The sequence below is a fragment of the Bacillus cereus group sp. MYBK101-2 genome (assembly GCF_051918845.1).
GTDB classification, from domain to species: Bacteria; Bacillota; Bacilli; order Bacillales; family Bacillaceae_G; genus Bacillus_A; species Bacillus_A paranthracis.
On record NZ_JBQAIE010000009.1, the window covers coordinates 125,440 to 146,242 of the forward strand.

The following is a 20,803-nucleotide window of genomic DNA, read 5'->3' on the forward strand; positions in this document are numbered from 1 at the left end:
AAAGGATTGATTACTATAATCAATCCTTTTTTTCATTATTATAAGATAACGGTGAAATAATAGGGAGAAAGTTTCATAGTTTTAATACGGTCCCCACTCAATATTCACGCCAACAATAAGAAAAATAAGTCCAATAATAAACCAAATGAATGCAAGTGGAGCCATAAATCGAATCCATTTTCCATAAGAAATGCCGCTCGCCGCGAGTACTCCCATTAAAACACCGGAAGTTGGATTGAGGCAGTTCACTACACCTTCGCCGAGCATAACAGCTTGTACTGTAACTTGGCGTGTAATGTGCATGAAGTCAGCTAATGGAGCTAATATCGGAATGAAAATAACGGATTCACCTGTACCGGATGAAATAAGGAAATGTAATGCGGCACTACTTACATACATACCGATAACGCCAAATACCGGGCTTTGTCCTTCGAGAGATTGTGCGAGCTGATTCACAATTGTATCAAGTAATTTGCCTTGTTCTAAAATGACTGAAATACAACGAGCCATTCCAACAATCAAAGCACCATATATGAGATTTTGACAGCCTGCTAGAAAAGTAGAAGCGATATCGTTTGCTTTCATTCCACCTATTATTCCTGCTGTAATTGCGATGAAAATAAAAGTAGCTGTCATTTCCGCGTCTGTCCAATGTAGACGAAAAGCGCCGATTAAAAATACAATTAATGATAAAGCTGAAACGAGTAAAATCAGTTTATGACGTATCGTCCAAGGAACTGCTGTTTTCTCTATTTCTTTCTCACTTGAAAGAGCATTACTTGGAAACCAGTTATCTCCCAGTATGCTTCCTTTATTCGAATTTTTTAAGCGTTTTACGTACCAATTAATATATAGAATGGTAGCAAGTAAAAAAGAGATATAAATTGCTGTGCGTAAACCAATTCCTGAAAACATTGGGAGTTCCGCGATTTTTTGTGAAATGCCTAAAGGTGAAGGAGATAATATAGTAGCATTAAAACCAGCATAAGTACCTAAATAAATAATGGCTACGCCGACGATAGCGTCCCATTTTAATGTGCGGGCAACGATGATGCCGATAGGGATAAAGCCGATAACTGAGTTAACGATAATGCCAGTCGTTCCGAGAATGGAAAAGAGTGCGGCGACAATACATATGAAAAGTAATTGCTGATTACGAAATTTGTTAATAACATGATAGATTAAACCGTCAAGAGCACCTGTTTTTTCAAGAATAGCAATAGCGCCACCCGTAAATAAAATTAAGAAGATGATCGGAGCAGCAAGTGTCATTCCTTTTTCAATAGCGGTAAAAAAAGAAACAAATCCTACTGGCGATTGTGGAACAGAATGATAACTTCCTGGTATTGTCGTTGTGACAGTCCCGTTTGTAACTCTTTTAAATTCTCCAGCAGGAACGAAATAAGTAGCTATTGCACATAGTAAAGCAATAAAAAATAGTAGTACATACGCATCAGGCATTTTAAACTTTCGTTTACTCGGCTGCTTTTTTACCTCGGTATGTAATTGCATAAAAAACCTCCTTTTTCACTTAGTTAATTTTTAATATTCTGAAACTTATCTGTGAAATAGATTATAATAAAGGTAGCTTCCTAAGGCAATAGTTTTTCTATCCTTTTCCCGCAATACAAATTCTTGCAACATGAGACAGGGAAACGAAAAGAATCCAAGAATATGTTATATAGAAAGAATAAGGAAAAGAGGGGAAAAAGATGTGGAAAACTACGGATCTATGTGATGAGTTTGAAAAGGAATTACAAATATGTCGCCAGTCTTTTCGATCTTTTGGGAAGAAAGAACAATTTCACGGGAAAATTGCAACGGTGAAAGTAAAGGATGATAATGTACTAGTGAAAGAAGGATTGCAAACACTACCAGAAGGAACGGTATTAGTTGTTGATGGCGGTGCGTCTACGAATTGTGCGTTACTTGGTGATAATTTGGCAGCTATTGCGGAGAAAAGAAAGCTGGCAGGGATTATTGTAAATGGATATGTTCGTGATTCTAGTGAACTAAAGAATATTAATATTGGTATTTTAGCGTTAGGAACGATGCCAAATAGAAGTGTAAAAGAAGGGAAAGGCGAACGAAATATTTCATTGCAATTTGGACAAGTAGAATGGAAGCCGAATGAATATGTATATGCGGATGAAGATGGCGTCATTATTAGTGAAAAGAGTTTGCATCGTTAAAGGTTAGTAAGTTACTATTCTTAGAAAATAAATCCGATAAAGCATGGACAAAATTCTTTGTCAATAGTAAAATAATACAGAAATTTAAAATTAACAGAATGTATAGGTTTATCGTTTTACGATAACTTAAATGGAAGTAAGTTGTGCCTAGAAAAGTGAATGTTATCACAATGATACGTTCATGAACAAAATTATTTTTCCTATACAAATATAGCCGCGAATGATGCGGGTAGGAGGTGTTGCACAGTTTGTTCGACACTTACAAAAAAAGAGTGTCAATTGCACGCCCTTGAAGGGCCTTTTTTTGTGTGAATAGTAGTAAGGGAGGAAATTTTGGGATGGCAATGGTAAAAAAATGGCTGCTTACGTCGTTAATGGCAGTTACACTTGTATTTGTTTCTTTTGCGAATACAGTACATATTACGTTTGCTGAAGGAAATACAGCAAAACTTGCAATTATTGGTGAATCACAAAAGGGCATTATGTTATGTCCGAAAGAAGAGCAAATTAAAGATGGGGAAACAGCTTTAAGCTTGCTGCAAAAAGTCATGGGGGACAAAGTAGAAGCTGAAACGATGTCGTTTGGAACGTATGTAAAAGGCATTGACGGCTTAATGGCTGGGGCTACAAGCGGCTGGCTATATGATGTAAATGATCAATCTGCAGAAGTTGGAGCGGATAGTTATAAATTAAAATCTGGAGATGTTGTTGTTTTCCGATTTGTTTCAGATTGGAACAATATGAGTCAAGAAACATTACAACAAACATTAGATAAATTTGGTACTTGTAAAACTGTAGAAGAACCAAAAACAGATGATCCAAAACAAGAAAAACCAGAAGAACCAAAGACGGATGATCCAAAACAAGAAAAACCAGAAGAACCAAAAACGGATGATCCAAAACAAGAAAAGCCAGAAGAACCAAAAACGGATGATCCAAAACAAGAAAAACCAGAACAACCAAAGCAAGAAAACATTCAAGTTCCAGCAGCACAAGTAAATGACGCGATCTCTAAGACATCTGAAAAGATGTTACAAGATGGAATTGAAAGTGATTGGGTAGCGTTAGGTCTTTCTCGTTCTGGAAAGGATATACCAATCGAAGCGAAATTAAATTATGTTAAGGCTGTAACTGAAAAGGTAGAAAAGCGCGTTAATCGTTTTTCAGCGACAGATTTAGCTAGAACGATTATTATGATGAATGCCATGAATGCAGACCCAACAAAGGTAGGCGAACATAATTTAGTTCAAAAATTGTACGAATCAGATAAAGTGAATTCTGTTACAGGTTATACATTTGCTTTACTTGCATTTGATACGAAGAAATATGAAGTGCCAGTGAATTCAAAATGGAATCGAGTTGCTTTAGTAGATGCACTTTTAAACGCACAACATACAGATGGCGGCTGGACTTATGATAGTGCAAGCAGTAAAGACAGTGCGAGTAGCGTTGATGTAACAGGTATGGTTTTATCAGCATTAGCTCCTTATCAAGACCGTGAAGATGTGAAACCAGCTATACAAAAAGCTGTTGCGTATTTATATAATGAACAGCTGCAAAATGGTGGTTTTTCAGCGGATGGACAAGAAAATTCAAATAGTACTGCGCAAGCAATTATTGGATTATCGCTTGTTAAAGATGTAGATCAAAATCGTCTTCATAAGGCAATGCAAAACCTATTATCATATCAACTTCCAAATGGTGAATTTAAATGGTTACCAGGCGATCAAAACGGTAGCGGAATGGCTACAGAGCAAGCATTATTAGCTTTACTTCAGTTTAAAGATCTTGGGAAATCGATTTATGACTGGTCAAATGTATCTGTTCCTGAAATCGATACGAAACCAAATGTGGATTCAGAAAATGTTGTAGTAGAAAAAGAAGTTACTGAACAACCACAAGAGCAAAAAGAACAAAAACAAGTACAACAAGAAACGAAAGATGACACTTTAAAAGTTGTTGTTGATAACGAACCGGTTAAAAGCAAAAAGTCAGGAAACGGTAGCACGTTACCAAAAACAGGAGCATCTTCTCATAGTGCAGCGACAGAAGTAGGTATGGGTGTATTATGTATTGCTTCTGCATATGTATTATGGAGACGTAAAGCAGCTTAACAAAAATTAGGAGCAATCATTTGCTCCTAATTTTTAATATGAAAGGTGAGAGACAACATGAGTAAGGTGAAATGGTTTATTTCTTTACTGCTTTCACTTGGGCTACTTGCCGGATGTGAAGAGGCAGCTGTAAAGCCTGAGAAGAAAGTAGAACCAAAGCAAGAAGAGGTAGCAAAACAAGAAGAGAAAAAAGATGAAGCGAAACCGGAAGAAAAACCGGAAGAAAAACAAGCTGAACAAGAGCAAAATAAGCAAGAAGAGCAAAAAGAGAAACAAGAACAAAAAGTAGAAGAGAAGCCGAAAGAAGAAAAGCCACAGGCACAACCGGAAGTAAAGAAAGAAGAGAAACCTGAGGAACAGCCTGCTGTTAATAAACAACCAGAACAACAAAAAGCACAAGAAGAAAAACCACAACAGCAGCAACAACCGAAAGCACCAGAAGTAAAAGAAGAAGCTAAGGTTGTGAATCAGCCGAAAGAAACACCGAAGCAGGAGCAAAAGAAAAATCCAGAAGAGAACAATAGTGTACCAACTCCGCCAACACCGGTACCACCACCAAAGCCAGTACCACCAGTACCACCAGAACCTAAAGCAAAACAAGTCACTATCTCAGTAAAAGGTAATGAAGGATACTTATTAGGTGCGAAAAAGGTTGATGTACAAGAAGGCGATACAGTATATAAAGTATTGCAACGTACAGGTTTAGATGTAGATGCGAGTGGATCTAAAGGTGATATTTACGTAAAAGGTATTAATGATTTATATGAAATGGATGTAAATGATAATAGCGGATGGAAATATCGTGTAAACGGATCGTTTCCAAACCGTAGTGCGGGTGTAGTTACAGTGAAGCCAGGAGATACAATCGAATGGGTGTATGTATACTAAATTAAGAAAGGCATTCGGTAAAGGACTATGAAAATAAGTTTTTCTTCTTTACATCCTTTTGTGAATTTTTTCTATTATATCGGGGTGATGATACTATGTATGATGTGTCTTCATCCTCTTTTTTTAATTGGAGCAATACTATTGATCGTTATAATAAATATAATACAAGGAAATAGCGAAAAGGTAAGAAAGATGTTACCAAGCACAATTGTTTTCTTTTTTATGGTCATTTTATTTAATTCGCTATTAACGCATAGAGGTCGAACTACGTTATTTTGGTTAGGTGATAGCCGCATTAAGCTTGAGGCGATTATGTTTGGAGTAGTAATGGGATTATTACTAGTTGCGATTATGTTTACGTTTGCTTCGTATAATGATATTATTTCGAGTCATAAATTTTTATATTTGTTTTCTAGAATTTCACCGAAAGTAGCATTGTTAACGATGATTACAGTGAGGTTTGTTCCTTTGTTTATGAGGCGATTACAGAAAATAATACTCGTCCAAAAAACAAAAGGTGTACAAGTAGACGCAGGTTCCATTGTGAAACGGGTGAAAAATGGTATGCAACTATTGCAAGTATTATTAATTTGTTCATTAGAAGATGCACTGCAAACGGCAGATTCTATGCAAGCTCGCGGATTTGGTGTAACGAAACGTACGACATATATTCGGTATAGAATGGAAAGGCGTGATTGGTACACGCTCAGTTATTTAAGTATTCTACTTATAGCTGCTATTATATGTAGTAATTATGGCGGAGGAAAATTAATTATTTATCCGAAAGTCGAATCGATTTTATTTCAGCAGTTCGATGGGATGATGTTTGTCGTATTTACGATGTTTATTAGTTTACCAATTATAATGGAAGGACGGGAATGGACATGGTGGCGCATGCAGAAATAAACAATTTATCATTTGTATATGCTGATGAAAATGAATATGCGTTACAGCATATTTCTCTTTCTGTTCAAAAAGGAGAGTTTATTGTATTTGCCGGCGGATCAGGGTCCGGGAAGACGACTTTATTAAAACATTTTAAAAAGGAATTACTTCCAATTGGTAAGCGTACTGGGGATACATATTATGATGGTACTTTATTAGAAAATGTACCGGATTTGTTATCTGCCCAAGAAATTGGAATGGTATTTCAAAATCCAGAAAATCAGCTCGTAATGGATACGGTCATTCAAGAATTAGCATTTTCTTTAGAAAATATCGGGTTACCATCACATATTATTCAAAAACGAATAGCAGAGCTTATTAGCTTCTTAGGATTTCAAGATTTATTGCACCAATCTGTTCATACGTTATCTGGCGGACAGAAGCAACTTGTTAATTTAGCTGCGGTATTAGTTATGCAGCCGAAATTATTATTATTAGATGAACCGACAGCACAATTAGATCCAATTGCTGCGAAAGAGTTTTTAGGATTGTTAAAACGTATTAACGAAGAACTTGGAATTACGATCGTGTTAAGTGAACATCGTTTAGATGAAGTAATACCACTTGCAACGCGCGTTATTTGTATGAGTAACGGCCAAATCGTGTATGACGGTAGTCCGAAAACGGTTGTAGCAAATATGTGGGAAGTAGAAAAGTTCCGTCCATTTATTCCGCAAATTCCAAGGTTGTTTTTAGAGTGGAATACGAAAGATATTCCGTTTACAGTGCGAGAAGCGCAAATGAAAATGAATGATTTTTCAGCGATGTCATATGTAAGTGAGCCAATAGCACAAAGTGAAAAGCAAGAAGTCATTTTAAGTGCCGAGCATATTTCGTTCCAATATGAAAAAAATAGTCCGCTCATTTTACGAGATTTAACAGTATCGATTGAAAAAGGAAAATGGGTAGCTCTCGTTGGAAAGAATGGGACAGGGAAGTCTACACTGTTAACGCTTTTAGCTGGATTGCAAAAAGCGAGAAGAGGGAAAGTAAAGTGGAATGGGAAAGCGATACATAAAGTTGATTCGAAAGAACGATTTAAAAGTATTGGGTATGTATCGCAGCATCCATATTATCATTTTACATTTGATACAGTGTGGGACGAAGTGTATGAACGAGCGCGTGAATTATATGGAGAACAAGGAAAAGAAATAGCAGAACATCAGCTTAAAAAGTTTTGGATATATGCACTTAAAGAACGTCATCCACATGATTGTAGCGGGGGAGAGCAACAACTACTTGCATTATGTACAACGTTATTATCAAAGCCGGCGTTATTATTACTAGATGAACCGACAAAGGGACTAGATCCGTGGAAGAAAGAAAGAGTAGGAGAGCTATTTAGAAAACTGCAAAAAGAAGGTACAACAATTGTAATGGCGACACATGATATTGAGTTTGCGGCGAAATACGTTGATCAATGTATGATGTTATTCGACGGAGCAGTTATTATGAATGATGCACCGAAAGAATTTTTTAGTGGCAACTTTTTTTATACAACATCTATCAATCGATTCATTCGAAAACAATTGCCATATGCATTAACGTGGGAGGATGTGTACGAAGCGTGTCCAAACGATATGTTGCATTCATAATATGCATTTTTGCAGTAATAATAGGCACATTACTCTTTACTACACTTATCATGGATGGGTATTACATGTTAAGTAGTTTGTTTTTATTAGTCGTTATTATGTTACCTTTCTATATCCGCTTTGAAAGAAAGGCATTTGTTTCACGTGAAATTGTTCTCGTTGCTGTGTTAGCGGCAATTGCAGCAGTTAGCCGCGTACCATTTTCTCTTTTACCAAGTGTACAGCCGACTTCTTTTGTCATTATCGTTTCTGCAATTGTATTTGGAAGTGAAACTGGTTTTATGATCGGTGCAACAGCAGCTATCGTATCTAACATCTTTTTAGGACAAGGTCCATGGACGCCGTGGCAAATGTTTTCATGGGGTATGATTGGTTTTATAGCTGGATTATTACGTAATACATTTTTAATGAAAAAGCTATGGGGAAGACTACTATACGGATTGTTTGTTGGATTTTTATTTGGCTGGATCATGAATTTCTGGGGGCTTCTCGGTTTTATACGAGAGGCAACGTGGGAAACAGTCATTTCGTATTATATCGCAAGTTTTTATTTCGATTTGAGCCATGCAATTTCGAATGTTGTTTTCTTACTATTATTTAGTACGTCTTGGATTACGATTCTTACAAGATTTAAAAAGAAATATGGCATATTGGATAAGCATAACATGGTATAGAAAAGCATACTCATATAAGGTAGGGTCGCGACTTACATATTCGTTTGCCTCTTTCATGCTTCTTACATATTGTAAGGAGCATTTTTCTGTATATTTTTTAATCATAACGGCAATAATTATGAAGTATGCCATTTGAAAAAGCTTCCCACCTTATGATGGGAAGTTTTTTCAATCTTGTTCTAAAATGTGAACGGTGTAGTCACAGCGTTGAATAGCTTGTTCGATTGCATAAAGAGATTGTTCAATACGAGCGCGATTAAAATCTTTTTCAACAGTCTGTAGTGCTGCTTCTAAACATTGTTTTGCTTCTTGTAATGATTGAAAAGAGTCTTGGACATATCCGCGGGCATTTTCGTGCATTTCATAATCCTCCTTGCATATTCATATATGTATAGTATGAACAGTAAAGAAGAAAATATAATTTGTTATATTTGTTTGACAATTGAAATGAAATTACGTATAGTAAGAATTAAGTGAATATTTTCTTATCCAGAGAGGTGGAGGGACTGGCCCGATGAAACCCAGCAACCGCGATGCAGGTGCTAATTCCAGCAGAACAAATTTGTTCTGGGAGATAAGACGAAGCTATATACGTAACTTCTTCTTATCGGAGAGGTTTTTTTATTGCAAAAAAACCGATTACGAAAATTTACATTAAGAAGAAAGGGGTTGCGCATTACTGTGACACTCGAAAAATACGTAAAACTGCGTAGTACAGTTTATGAATATATGATAGAGCAAGATAAGCCAATATCATTGTTAGATATTCAAGAACATATCGTTTCGCATCATGAAGGAAAATTCACGAAAAAGATGTTACATCAATTTTATTTATCAAGACTATTAGATGAACTGAAACTGGATGGGAAAATTACATTAGCTGATGAATATCTCTATACGGAAAAAGGGGTATTTTATAAGGCGAGAAAAGGGAGCTAAGCTCTCTTTTTTTGAAGTATGTAGAGTAAAAGACTGCTTAAGCAGCCTGATACAGGGAATGGTGTTGAGTGTGTAGTGTCAAAGATTGAATGTGCCTGAAAGAGGCACTTCATATCGGCTGCAAATGAAAAGAGACACCTTCGCCGAATAGGTGTCAGTCGTTTTGTCATATAGACTTGCTATTTGACAGTTATTAGAATAACATGCAGTGGCTCTAGAAGTCAAAAGGGAATTAAAGGAAGAGGTGTTGTTATGTACGCTTATTTATTAAAAGAGTTATATAGGTATATTCCGAAACACATTATTGATAGAGGTTATGAATATTATGAAGAAGGACATGTAAAAGATGTTGAAATACATAATAATAGAGTATTTGCGTTTGTGACTGGTAATGCAGGGAATTATGAAGTAGTGATTGAACTGGAAGATTTTTCGGAAAGTAGCTGCGAATGCCCATATGAAAACTATTGTAAACATATGGCCGCAGTTGTTTATGATATTCAAGGCACTGGTGAGAGTACGGTGAAGGAGAAACTGAAAGATTTAGAAAAAGAAGAGTTACTCACAGTATTAAATCGTTTATTGCAAAGTTCAAAAAACGTACAAATTGTAGAGAAGATGTTAAAGAAGGGGAAACTTTAACTTATAGAGGGAGTTGTTTTGTAGTGAATGTACTAATTGTATACGCTCATCCTAGTCCTTCAAGTTTTAACGCGGCAATTTTAAATCATGTGCAAAAAGGACTACAGGAAACAAATCATTCAGTTACGGTACTTGATTTATATAAGGAGCAATTTGATCCAGTCCTTGTATTTAATGAAGAGAAGAAAAGACGTGATTTAGTAAATGAAGAAGAAACAGCCAGGTACAGAACGTTAGTGGAAGAAGCAGATACGCTTCTCTTTATATATCCAGTATGGTGGTGGGGGATGCCAGCTATTTTAAAAGGGTTTATTGATCGCATTTTCGTAGCTGGATTTGCTTATAAATATGAAGGGGCCCTGCCGAAAGGCTTATTGAAAGGTAAGAAGGCATGGGTAATTAATACGTTAGACTCACCGTTATGGTACGTCGCATTACTATATCGATCAGCAGATTGGATTATAATGAAGAGAGGTGTGTTACGTTTTTGCGGCATTCGAGATATAAAACGATCTGTTTTTCAATCTGTGAAAACGAGTAAACGAGAGAAGCGGGAAAAGTGGTTATTACAAATAGAAGAAAAGGCTCGTACATTATGAATGAAATCGATCGAATTATAAACTGTTGTGGGTATGATAATGAACTTTTTCGAACGTATATTACATGTTTACTTCAATTGAAGAAATGTAGCGAAACATTTCAGCAAATTCAAATACAATTAAGAAATGATTACTTAATAAGAGGAATTTGTGAAAGAGAAGTGGATGAAGTAGTAAAGGGAAGTAAAGAATATGAAACATATTTTCTTCCTAAAGCGCTACAGTGGAATTTTCTTAAAAACAATCCAAATTTAATTGAAAAAGTATGTGAAGACTTTTTTGCATTTGAGGCATTACATCTTACGGAGAAAGAGTGGGAGGTCATAATAAATTGCATGGGAAATAAATAATTTATTATGTAAAAAAGCTAGTATAAAACTAGCTTTTCGTTTAAATAAATAAGAAACATAGACTAATGATAAATCCTGCATATAGTAAGTTCACAACGCAAAATCCCATAATATCACGAGCACCTAAACCAGCTATCGCTAATGCTGGTAATGCCCAGAAAGGTTGAATTAAATTTGTCCAAGCATCGCCCCACGCAATGGCCATTGCTGTTTTTGCAGCAGGTACACCAAGTTCAGCGCCAGCTGGAATCATAATGGGTGCTTGCACAGCCCATTGACCACCACCAGATGGAACGAAAATATTAACGATGCCAGCACTTAAAAAAGTAAAGAGGGGGAAAGTTGTTTCGTTTGAAATGCTAATAAAGAAATTTGAAATAGCTCCTCCAAGTGAAAGGCCTTCACTATTTGCTCCAATCATCATCCCCATAATTCCTGCGTAAAACGGAAATTGAAGTAGAATGCCAGAAGCGCTTTTCGTAGAGTCTGAAAAAGCGCGAATATATTGAATCGGAGTACGGTGGAAAACGAGTCCAGCAATTAATAACATAAAAATAACGATGTCTAGCGTAAGGTTAAAGCCTTTCGTATAAAAGTAGTTGAAAATATAAATGAGACCTAACAATCCAACGCAAAGTGTAATAATGATACTATTTTCCATTTTCTCAGCGAACGTATTTTTCCCTACCTCTTGAGCGGCAGCTTCTTCATGGAACACGCTAGGGTCTACTGTAATCGTATGTTTTTCATCTGGATGCATCGCCTTATTAATGAGAGGCATCGTAACTAAAAAGATAATAACTGGAACTAGGGCGTATGGTGAGAATAACGTTTCAGTGATTGGAATCGCTTCTTTAATACTTCCAGCTGTCGTTTTCATTAACGTTTCTCCGCCTGTTGCTAACGTAAGAGGGATAGAAGCAGAAAGCCCTGCATGCCAAATGAGAAATCCAGAGTAAGAAGAAGCGATTGCTAGTCTATAATCCAATCCTTCAAGTTGTCTTGCTACTTCTTTTGCGTATAAAACAGATACAACAATACCAAATCCCCAGTTTATGTATGCCCCTAGTAAACTTACGATGGAAATGGCAATAATACCTTGTGCATTCGTCTTCGGTAGCCGTGCCGCTTTCGTTAATCCTTTTTTAATAAGTGGAGCATTTGCTAAAGCAGATCCTGTCACGAGTACAAGTGCCATTTGCATAGAAAAGGCGAGAAGTCCCCAAATGCCATTACCCCAATGATTAATCATTTCCACAGGTGTTTGATGCGTTGCAAACATACCAAAGAAGATAACGAAAACAGTTAATAAACATGATAAAATAAACGGTTCTGGCAAGAAGCGTTGCACTAAGGCGACGCAACCATTTGTAAAAGAACGAAACAAAATAGATCAACCTCCTTATGTATATGTATTACAATTATTCGAGGTTGTTTCGTTCATAACCTTTTAAAAATAGAAAATTCTGATATTTTAGGAGGGATTGAAATATGTTTAAGAAAAGTGGTAGCATCATCACCCTGATAGAAAAAGTTGCTTTTCTCAAATATGAAATATTGCATATGAAAATGAATTGATGCAAATGCAAAAGCTTATTATAATGAAAGCATAAATATACAACACATCTTAATACAGCAAAGAGGAGGAAGTAATATGGAAATCGCAATGGCAGTATTAAAATTTTTAGGTGGAGTAATTCCTTTAGTTCAAGAACTTTTAAAAGCGTTTATGTAAGTTTATTCGTTAGCTATCATGTATCCATCATTATTATATCTTACTAAAAAAAGAATGGGGTGATTTTTCTGAACATTAAGAAAAATACCAAGAGAAGAAAGTTCCTTACATGTGTATTAGTTAGTCTATGCACTCTTAATTATTCATCTATTTCTTTCGCAGAAACACAAGCCGGTCATGCAACTGATATTACTAAAAATGCTAGTAGCATTGATACTGGTATAGGGAATCTTACATATAATAATCAAGAGGTTTTAGCTGTAAATGGTGATAAAGTAGAGAGTTTTGTTCCGAAAGAAAGTATCAATTCAAATGGTAAATTTGTAGTAGTGGAACGTGAGAAAAAATCACTTACAACGTCACCAGTCGATATTTCGATTATTGATTCTGTAGCGAATCGTACGTATCCAGGAGCTGTACAACTTGCCAATAAAGCTTTTGCAGACAATCAACCGAGTTTATTAGTGGCTAAGAGAAAGCCTTTGAATATTAGTATAGACTTACCTGGTATGAGAAAAGAAAATACAATCACTGTCCAAAATCCGACATATGGTAATGTAGCTGGAGCAGTAGATGATTTAGTATCTACTTGGAATGAAAAGTATTCCGCAACACATACGTTACCTGCAAGAATGCAGTATACAGAATCTATGGTTTATAGTAAATCACAAATCGCAAGTGCTCTTAATGTTAATGCTAAATATCTTGATAACAGTCTAAATATTGACTTTAATGCAGTTGCAAATGGAGAAAAGAAAGTGATGGTGGCGGCATATAAACAAATATTTTATACTGTAAGTGCTGAACTACCTAATAATCCATCTGATCTCTTTGATAATAGTGTTACTTTTGATGAGCTAACTCGTAAAGGAGTAAGTAATTCGGCTCCACCTGTTATGGTTTCAAATGTAGCTTATGGTAGAACGGTTTATGTAAAATTAGAAACAACATCTAAGAGTAAAGATGTACAAGCTGCTTTTAAAGCTTTACTTAAGAATAACAGCGTTGAAACGAGTGGGCAGTACAAAGATATTTTTGAAGAAAGTACCTTTACTGCTGTCGTATTAGGTGGAGATGCGAAAGAGCATAACAAGGTTGTTACAAAAGATTTCAATGAAATCCGAAATATCATTAAAGATAATGCTGAATTAAGTTTTAAAAATCCAGCATACCCAATTTCATATACAAGCACGTTCTTAAAAGATAATGCAACTGCTGCTGTTCATAACAATACAGATTATATCGAGACGACAACTACAGAATATTCAAGTGCTAAAATGACACTCGATCATTACGGTGCTTACGTTGCTCAATTTGATGTATCTTGGGATGAATTCACATTTGATCAAAATGGGAAAGAAGTACTAACACATAAAACATGGGAAGGTAGTGGCAAAGACAAAACAGCCCATTACTCTACAGTTATGCCTCTTCCACCAAATTCAAAAAATATAAAAATCGTAGCAAGAGAATGTACAGGTCTTGCATGGGAATGGTGGAGAACCATTATTAATGAACAAAATGTTCCATTAACAAATGAAATAAAGGTTTCAATTGGAGGAACAACATTATACCCAACGGCTAATGTTAATCATTAGGTTGGAGCAAATTGCCCTGTTTATAGGGCAATTTTTTTACTTAAGTGAAAGTAGATCGGCGTTTCTTAAATATATCATAATCAATTCGCAAATCTTGTCACCATATTTTTAAATGTTATCAGTTTTCATTATTAATTTATTGCGCATCAGCATTTGGATATTTTTATTGGGAATAGTAAGGAGGAGGGGAGGTGCATTACATATGGGAAAAGGTAGAAGTAATAATGCTGGTAAAAAGCAACCAAATTTCGATGATTCATCTAATTTCGCTAAACAAAGTCAACCGACAGAAAAGAAGAAATAGGAAAAGGAGCTCTCTTTATGAAGAGAGCTCCTTGTTAGATATATTGATGTTTCAGCACAAGAGATTGCGTGTTCAATCAAATAGTCATACATGTAAGGTTTAAACTCCTGCTGCTACTAATGTGGAACCTTTTCTAAATGATGTGCAATATCAACATACATGTTTGAGTATGTTGAATGTATGTCATTACTTGGCGTAGCGTTAGAAGAGAAGTGGACAATTACCATATTTGCTTTCGGATCGATGTAAAGTGTTTGTCCGTAACTACCTAACACTTCGAAAGCACCTTGTTCATTGTGCGGAATCCACCATTGATTATGATAAGAAATGGAAGCGCCAGGGCCAACTGCAAGTTCACCTTCTTGGACATTTTTTATATCTTCAGTAATAGAAGAAGGGAGAATTTGTTTTCCGTTATATTCCCCATTGTTTAATAGTAATTGCCCGAATCTAGCCATATCTCTAGCAGTTGCATTTAAACCAGCACTAGCTTGTTCAACTTTTGTTTCATCTGTTACGTAATACGCGTTTTCTTCCATACCAATTTGAGACCATATGCGCTCGCTAACATTTTCAGCTAATGATTTACCTGTGATCGTTCGAATCACCCAAGCGAGTGTTTCTGCTGATCCGTTATCGTAAGAAAAATCGGAACCAGGCGGTGCAGTTTCTTCTGCTTCTCGTAACATATCATAAATTTTCATCGGGCCATCGTAATTTTTACCTCGAGGTAAAATATTGCTCGCTAAATATAGTTGTGCATCTTGATTTTCTAACGCTGGGTGTTCATAGCCGTGAGTGGGGTATTCCACAGAAACTTGCATGTCCATTAATTGCTGTAGTGTTGCTTTTCCAAATGGTGTATTTTTTAATTCTTTTATATATGTGTCAGCTGTTTTTTCTAAATCAATACGGTTTTCTTCAGCGAGAGATTGTATTATTGCTCCGGTAAATACCTTTGCTAATGATGCCATGCCATGCGGTTCACTCTCGTTATATCCATTAAAATATCGTTCATAAACAAGTTTTCCATTGTGTACAACGACAAACGCATCTGTTTTGTTATCGTCTAAAAGTTTTTTTAGAGGAGTTGTATTTCCCAATCTACGCTCTACAGCAAAATCATCTAAGTTTTGCAAAGTGGTAGAGAAATGGGAAACTTGATCTGGGTTATGATTTACCTCGTTAATTAAAGTGAATTCTTTCATATGTGTATACGACCAACGTAAGTACGGATCATCTAACCAATTTTTTTTCGTCACATTATTTTTCGACGGAATTGTTTTATTATGTTTGAAGTATGTAAAACCGAGCCCTGTAATTACAAATATGAATGTGATTATGAGTAAGAGTAGGGGAGATTTTTTAAGTTTCATATCGGTCCCTCCTTTTTATTTCTATTATAAGTATACGCTCCAATTGAAAGAAATACAAAATAAGGAAAGTAAACGGATAAGTTTACTTTCCTTATTTACGTTAAGCGGATATTTGTCCGTCTGTACGCTGTTTCTTGAATTTTTGTTTTCGTCCGTGTAATCCATAGTATAAAAGTAAAGTGAACGCAACGATAATAGCCGCGATAAAATACATATTATGGTAACTTGATTTCGCTGCGACGATACCTAAAATGAAAGAACCAAAGCCAATACCACTATCAAAGAATGAGAAGTACGTAGCTGTCGCAGAACCACGTCGATGGTTTGGAGCGGCAGAAATCGCAATCGTTTGGAAGCTAGGAATTAATGTTCCGTAACCTAAACCGATTAGCATACCTGCACCAAGGAACCAAAATGAAGTTTGTGCTTGGCTTAAAATGAACATCCCAATTGTGAAAATAATAATAGCTGGATAAACAAGTACGTTTTCACCGAAGCGATCAAAAATCTTACCTGTAAATGGACGAGAAATGACAACAACAAGTGCGTATAAAATAAAGAAGTAACTTGCAATATCAGCTAAACCGAGCTCTTTTGCATAAATAGGAATAAAGGATAAAATACCACTATAAGAAAAGGCTAAAACAAATCCTGTAAGAGCGATTGGAATAGAAGATGGTTCAAGTAAGTCTTTCCATTTCATTTTTTCTCGTTTTTGTTTGCTTACAGGTGCTTCATGCGGAATATTGACAAGTAGTCCTAATAAAAATGCAAGTAATGAAAATACGGAACAAACGATAAATAATACAGTAAACGAAAAATGAGAAATAATTGTTAAACCTAAAAAAGGACCAATTACCATCGGCAGACTCATAAATACGCCGAAATAGGCAAGTGCTTCGCCTCGTCTATGAGCTGGCGCAACATCTGTGACAATCGTACCAGTTGCAGTTGTTGCCATACCGAACCCAATACCATGTAAGAAGCGAAGGGCTAGTAATAAAAATAAACTTTGTGCACCGAAATACATAACGGTAGCGGCTAAAAATAGTGAAAGTGAAATAAATAATATTTTCTTTCTTCCTAAATCATCGAGCCATTTTCCTGTGAATGGTCGACATAAAACAGATGAAATAAGAAAAACAGTTGCAACTAAACCAATTTCCTCAGGTTTTCCTTTTAGACCGTCTATTACATAGACAGGCAAAGTAGTCATAAGCATATAAAATGTTAAAAAGAGAAATAGACTACTAAAACAAGTTCCGAGGAAATCCTTCGTCCAAAGTTTTTCACTTTGCATCGTCATCCCTCCAATTTAATCTAAGTTTTTAATAATTTGTTGTAACACTTGAAATGCTTGATGTAAATCATCTTCGTTAATACCTTCTAGCGTCTTTTCTTCAAAAGTATCAACTTCTTCTTGCCATACCGGAATCATTTTTATCGCTGTTTCTGATAAAGAAATGAGCTTCTCACGGCGATCTTTTCCTTCAGTACGAATAATCCATCCCATCGTCTCCATACGTGTTAACGTACGAGTCATCGTTGGTGATTCAACATTTAAATACTGACATAATTCTGTTTGCGTACAAGAACCAGTTTGATTAATACGGAAAATTACAGCCCATTGCGCACTAAATAACCCAGTAGGAGATACGCGTTCATTAAATTTCTTCGTAAACTTGCGAGAAGTCTGGCTGACAATGTGAAAAAAATGTTGTTTTTCGTCCATGTATTTTGATCCTTTCAAATTAGTTACCTAGCTAACTATATACTTTTTTATTATAATTGTCTAGTAATAGACATGTTGATTTATGTAAAAATTTCGTATCGGTTTTTTGTTGAGAACATACATTCTGCATGTTATTCTTTAATTAAGTAAAGAATTTTCTTTCTATTAAAAAGAATGGGGGAACTTGTGATGATTAAGCCTGCAACAATGGAGTTTGTTTCACTATCGAACGGAGAAACGATTGCGTATCAGGAAGTTGGAAGGCAAAATGCAGAAATTCTTGTACTCATTCACGGAAACATGACATCGTCACAACACTTTGATTTAGTTATTGAAAAGCTGCAAGATCAATACCATATTTACGCTCTCGATTTAAGAGGATTTGGTCAATCAACATATAATAAAGCGATAGATTCAATACAAGATTTTGCAGAAGATGTAAAACTATTTATTGATCAATTAAAACTAGAGAAATTTTCATTAATGGGCTGGTCAATGGGCGGTGGTGTTGCGATGCAATTTACAGCGAATCATCCAACGTTTGTCGAAAAGTTAATTTTAGTAGAATCGGTGGGTATGAAGGGATATCCAATTTTTAAAAAGGATATAAACGGGCAACCAATCGTATCAAGCTTAGTAAAGACGAAAGAAGAAATTGCACAAGATCCCGTACAGATTGCACCAGTGTTAGATGCGATAAAAAATATGAATAAATTATATTACCGTACAGTATGGAATTTATTAATATATACACATAATCAACCTGAACCAGACCGTTATGAAAAGTATTTAGACGATATGTTAACGCAACGTAATTTCGTAGATGTGAATTATGCGCTCATTACATTTAATATTTCAGATGAACATAATGGGGTTGTAGAGGGAAGTAAGCAAATTCATCATATTAAAGCGCCAACACTCGTCATACAAGGTGACAGAGATTATGTCGTACCCCAAGTAGTCGGTGAGGAGTTAGCAAAACATTTGCCAAATGCAGAGTTGAAGGTATTAGAAGATTGCGGTCATTCGCCGTTTATTGATTGTTTAGATGTATTTATAAAGCATGTAGAGGATTGGTTAGAACAGAAATAATCCCCGAAATGAAAGGTATTGCATATACTATAACATTGTAAGTAAAAGGGGAGATTATCCATGCACCATCCGTTCTTAATTGCGCATTCTCCATATAATCATCATGTGTATACAAAAATGATGATAGCTCCGTTGTATATGCAAGTTTCACCAGCTGTAGTTCCTTTACAACTGCAATACCCGCAGCCACCAATCACTAGTACACAGCAATACGTGTATGAAACTGCTTTTTATAAACATCCGTATTTCAAGCAATTCCATAACAATGTGAAAGCACAAGTTTGGGAAGGATAAGAAGCTAAAAGATTCATTCTTTTAGCTTCTTTTTTATTGCGAATATTCGTACACGCATTTGCAGAAACAGTTTATAATGAAAAGTGGAAAGCGTGAGAAGGAGAGGGAAAGGGAATGTCAATGCGTTTTACTTTTTGGATTATGGTTGGGATTGTAGCAATCTCGGGTTTGTCACAAGGAATGCTTTTACCGGCCATTGCAATGATTTTTGAACAAGAAGGGGTTAGTTCAAGTATTAACGGTATTCATGCGACAGCACTATACATTGGGATATTAGTGATCTCACCGTTTCTTGAAAAACCGATGCAAAAGTTTGGAATGAAGCCAATTATTGTGATTGGTGGGTTTCTCGTTATCATTTCATTATTCTTTTTTACACAAACTTTTTCATTCTGGGTATGGTTTATCCTTAGATTTCTAGTTGGAGTCGGAGATCATATGCTTCATGTCGGAACACAAACATGGATTACGACAACAGCAGACCCGAGTAAAATAGGGAGACAAGTGTCGATATACGGTGTATTCTTCGGAATTGGTTTTGCCGTCGGTCCGTATTTAGCAAGCACTGTTCAGTACGGTCTTGCAACGCCATTTATTATATCTACTATACTTTGTTTAATAGGTTGGCTGTTATTATTACCAACAAAAAATGCATTCCCAGCGCAAGATGAAAGAGAAGTGAAGCGTGAATCATCATTTTCTCGTTATAAACAAGTTGTTGGATTAGGATGGATTGCACTGCTGGGACCACTTGCATATGGCGTACTGGAAGCAATGTTAAATAGTAACTTACCAGTATACGCGCTTCGCAAAGGATGGTCTGTTTCAGAAGTATCCTTCTTATTACCAGCATTTGCAGTTGGGGGCATTATTACACAAATTCCGCTCGGTATATTAAGTGACAAATACGGAAGGGATCGTATTTTAACGTGGACGTTTTGCATAAGTACGGGCATTTTCTTGCTTGCAGCCGTATTTGATCAATATTATTGGATCGTCTTTGCCTGCATGTTGTTAGCGGGTATGGTCATTGGATCGTGCTTCTCGTTAGGACTTGGATTTATGACAGATTTATTACCGAGACACTTATTGCCAGCAGGTAATATATTATCTGGAATCGCCTTTAGTTTAGGAAGTATACTGGGGCCTGTATTAGGAGGCGTATTTATAGAAAAAATACAGTATACAAGCTTTTTTATTGCGGTTATGATTATAATGGGAATTCTCGCAATGTTATATATGATTTACATGAAGAATCAATTCGCATCAAGAAAAATAGAAAGTAGGTTAGGGCATGACAAAACAACCTAATAAAAAGAAATTTGAAGTACTCGAAAACGAAACAATTACAGACTGCTTAGCACGTATGGAACAAGAAGGTTACGCACCGTCTCGCCGCATGGAAGAGCCAATCTTTCATGAAGTGAAGAAAGACGGCAAAACAGTAGTGGAACCGTGCGGTAGGAAGATTGTTTTTGAGGGGAAATTGAAGTAATACAAATAGCAAATTCTCTTTATAGTATAGAGCCACCCAATTCATTTGAATTGGGTGGCTTGTTTTGTTGCTGAGTAATGAAGGAATAGGTAGATTAGGAATTGAATAGAATGAATGGATATTTTCTAGCGAGGATGAAGTTAGTTGTTCGGGTATGGATTATAGAGCTAAAACTATAAGAAGCTAAAATTTTGCAAAGGGAAATAGGTAAATACGCCGAGTGCTGGTTAATCCGTACG

The 20,803-nt window shown here is 36.0% G+C and carries 21 protein-coding genes and 1 riboswitch; of the genes, 15 read left to right on the forward strand and 6 right to left on the reverse strand.

The genetic code is table 11. From position 1 onward, the window contains the following. Positions 1-81: 81 nt before the first annotated feature. Positions 82-1,512, reverse strand: a complete 1,431-nt coding sequence (locus ACTFSI_RS18185) for a YfcC family protein (RefSeq protein WP_440045542.1) — start codon at positions 1,510-1,512, stop codon at positions 82-84. Positions 1,513-1,712: 200 nt separating this feature from the next. Here ACTFSI_RS18185 and rraA point away from each other — a divergent pair, with 200 nt between their 5' ends. From rraA to ACTFSI_RS18215, 6 genes are all read left to right on the forward strand, one after another. After that, positions 1,713-2,192 carry a ribonuclease E activity regulator RraA gene (gene rraA / locus ACTFSI_RS18190; RefSeq protein WP_440045543.1) on the forward strand — a complete coding sequence of 160 codons (480 nt, stop codon included), beginning with the start codon at positions 1,713-1,715 and terminating at the stop codon, positions 2,190-2,192. Between the two features lie 338 nt (positions 2,193-2,530). Further along, on the forward strand, positions 2,531-4,306 hold the full coding sequence (locus ACTFSI_RS18195; RefSeq protein WP_440045544.1) for a DUF4430 domain-containing protein: 1,776 nt from the start codon (positions 2,531-2,533) through the stop codon (positions 4,304-4,306). Between the two features lie 57 nt (positions 4,307-4,363). Beyond that, positions 4,364-5,194 carry a DUF4430 domain-containing protein gene (locus tag ACTFSI_RS18200; protein WP_139895181.1) on the forward strand — a complete coding sequence of 277 codons (831 nt, stop codon included), beginning with the start codon at positions 4,364-4,366 and terminating at the stop codon, positions 5,192-5,194. A 27-nt stretch (positions 5,195-5,221) separates the two neighbouring features. Next, on the forward strand, positions 5,222-6,100 hold the full coding sequence (locus tag ACTFSI_RS18205; protein WP_440045545.1) for an energy-coupling factor transporter transmembrane component T: 879 nt from the start codon (positions 5,222-5,224) through the stop codon (positions 6,098-6,100). Further along, complete coding sequence (locus ACTFSI_RS18210) at positions 6,073-7,734, forward strand: ABC transporter ATP-binding protein (protein ID WP_440045546.1); 1,662 nt, start codon at positions 6,073-6,075, stop codon at positions 7,732-7,734. Before ACTFSI_RS18205 ends, ACTFSI_RS18210 begins: the two co-directional genes overlap by 28 nt. Continuing rightward, positions 7,707-8,408, forward strand: coding sequence for an ECF transporter S component (locus tag ACTFSI_RS18215; RefSeq protein WP_041184123.1), 702 nt, complete (start codon positions 7,707-7,709; stop codon positions 8,406-8,408). The genes ACTFSI_RS18210 and ACTFSI_RS18215 overlap by 28 nt, the downstream gene beginning before the upstream one ends. A 168-nt stretch (positions 8,409-8,576) precedes the next feature. Here ACTFSI_RS18215 and ACTFSI_RS18220 read toward each other — a convergent pair whose 3' ends face one another. Further along, the gene (locus ACTFSI_RS18220) at positions 8,577-8,768 is read right to left on the reverse strand and encodes a hypothetical protein (RefSeq protein WP_000545001.1); all 192 of its coding nucleotides are present in this window, start codon (positions 8,766-8,768) and stop codon (positions 8,577-8,579) included. Between the two features lie 122 nt (positions 8,769-8,890). Beyond that, positions 8,891-8,989: riboswitch (SAM riboswitch) on the forward strand. 100 nt (positions 8,990-9,089) lie between these two features. Between ACTFSI_RS18220 and ACTFSI_RS18225 the strand changes: the two genes are divergently transcribed. The 4 genes from ACTFSI_RS18225 (at position 9,090) to ACTFSI_RS18240 (ending at position 10,938) form a co-directional block, all read left to right on the forward strand. Beyond that, entirely contained in the window at positions 9,090-9,347 is a 258-nt protein-coding gene (locus ACTFSI_RS18225) for a hypothetical protein (protein ID WP_000171478.1), read from the forward strand. Between the two features lie 252 nt (positions 9,348-9,599). Beyond that, positions 9,600-9,989 carry an SWIM zinc finger family protein gene (locus ACTFSI_RS18230; RefSeq protein ID WP_000271537.1) on the forward strand — a complete coding sequence of 130 codons (390 nt, stop codon included), beginning with the start codon at positions 9,600-9,602 and terminating at the stop codon, positions 9,987-9,989. Positions 9,990-10,012: 23 nt separating this feature from the next. Continuing rightward, positions 10,013-10,588, forward strand: coding sequence for an NAD(P)H-dependent oxidoreductase (locus tag ACTFSI_RS18235; RefSeq protein ID WP_001101678.1), 576 nt, complete (start codon positions 10,013-10,015; stop codon positions 10,586-10,588). Then, the gene (locus ACTFSI_RS18240; RefSeq protein WP_440045547.1) at positions 10,585-10,938 is read left to right on the forward strand and encodes a group-specific protein; all 354 of its coding nucleotides are present in this window, start codon (positions 10,585-10,587) and stop codon (positions 10,936-10,938) included. The genes ACTFSI_RS18235 and ACTFSI_RS18240 overlap by 4 nt, the downstream gene beginning before the upstream one ends. 40 nt (positions 10,939-10,978) lie before the next feature. Here the strand turns inward: ACTFSI_RS18240 and ACTFSI_RS18245 are convergent, their stop codons facing one another. Beyond that, complete coding sequence (locus ACTFSI_RS18245; RefSeq protein ID WP_265153298.1) at positions 10,979-12,325, reverse strand: short-chain fatty acid transporter; 1,347 nt, start codon at positions 12,323-12,325, stop codon at positions 10,979-10,981. Between the two features lie 407 nt (positions 12,326-12,732). Here ACTFSI_RS18245 and alo point away from each other — a divergent pair, with 407 nt between their 5' ends. After that, positions 12,733-14,271: an anthrolysin O/cereolysin O family cholesterol-dependent cytolysin Alo gene (alo, locus tag ACTFSI_RS18250; protein ID WP_440045548.1), complete on the forward strand. Its 1,539-nt coding sequence runs from the start codon at positions 12,733-12,735 to the stop codon at positions 14,269-14,271. A gap of 420 nt (positions 14,272-14,691) precedes the next feature. On the opposite strand, the gene ACTFSI_RS18255 is transcribed toward alo, so the two are convergent. From ACTFSI_RS18255 to ACTFSI_RS18265, 3 genes are all read right to left on the reverse strand, one after another. Beyond that, on the reverse strand, positions 14,692-15,951 hold the full coding sequence (locus ACTFSI_RS18255) for a serine hydrolase domain-containing protein (RefSeq protein ID WP_000768706.1): 1,260 nt from the start codon (positions 15,949-15,951) through the stop codon (positions 14,692-14,694). A 100-nt stretch (positions 15,952-16,051) separates the two neighbouring features. Beyond that, positions 16,052-17,251, reverse strand: a complete 1,200-nt coding sequence (locus tag ACTFSI_RS18260; protein ID WP_001190334.1) for an MFS transporter — start codon at positions 17,249-17,251, stop codon at positions 16,052-16,054. 15 nt (positions 17,252-17,266) lie between these two features. Next, complete coding sequence (locus ACTFSI_RS18265) at positions 17,267-17,683, reverse strand: MarR family winged helix-turn-helix transcriptional regulator (protein WP_000343680.1); 417 nt, start codon at positions 17,681-17,683, stop codon at positions 17,267-17,269. A 174-nt stretch (positions 17,684-17,857) separates the two neighbouring features. On the opposite strand from ACTFSI_RS18265, the gene phaZ reads away from it, so the two are divergent. The 4 genes from phaZ (at position 17,858) to ACTFSI_RS18285 (ending at position 20,564) form a co-directional block, all read left to right on the forward strand. Next, the gene (gene phaZ / locus ACTFSI_RS18270; protein WP_130983719.1) at positions 17,858-18,775 is read left to right on the forward strand and encodes an intracellular short-chain-length polyhydroxyalkanoate depolymerase; all 918 of its coding nucleotides are present in this window, start codon (positions 17,858-17,860) and stop codon (positions 18,773-18,775) included. A 60-nt stretch (positions 18,776-18,835) separates the two neighbouring features. Beyond that, a complete protein-coding gene (locus ACTFSI_RS18275; RefSeq protein WP_044793152.1) occupies positions 18,836-19,069 on the forward strand; it encodes a hypothetical protein in 234 nt (77 codons plus the stop codon). A 114-nt stretch (positions 19,070-19,183) separates the two neighbouring features. Further along, entirely contained in the window at positions 19,184-20,380 is a 1,197-nt protein-coding gene (locus ACTFSI_RS18280) for an MFS transporter (RefSeq protein ID WP_440045549.1), read from the forward strand. Beyond that, a complete protein-coding gene (locus ACTFSI_RS18285; RefSeq protein WP_000166303.1) occupies positions 20,364-20,564 on the forward strand; it encodes an NETI motif-containing protein in 201 nt (66 codons plus the stop codon). The genes ACTFSI_RS18280 and ACTFSI_RS18285 overlap by 17 nt, the downstream gene beginning before the upstream one ends. Positions 20,565-20,803 lie beyond the last annotated feature (239 nt).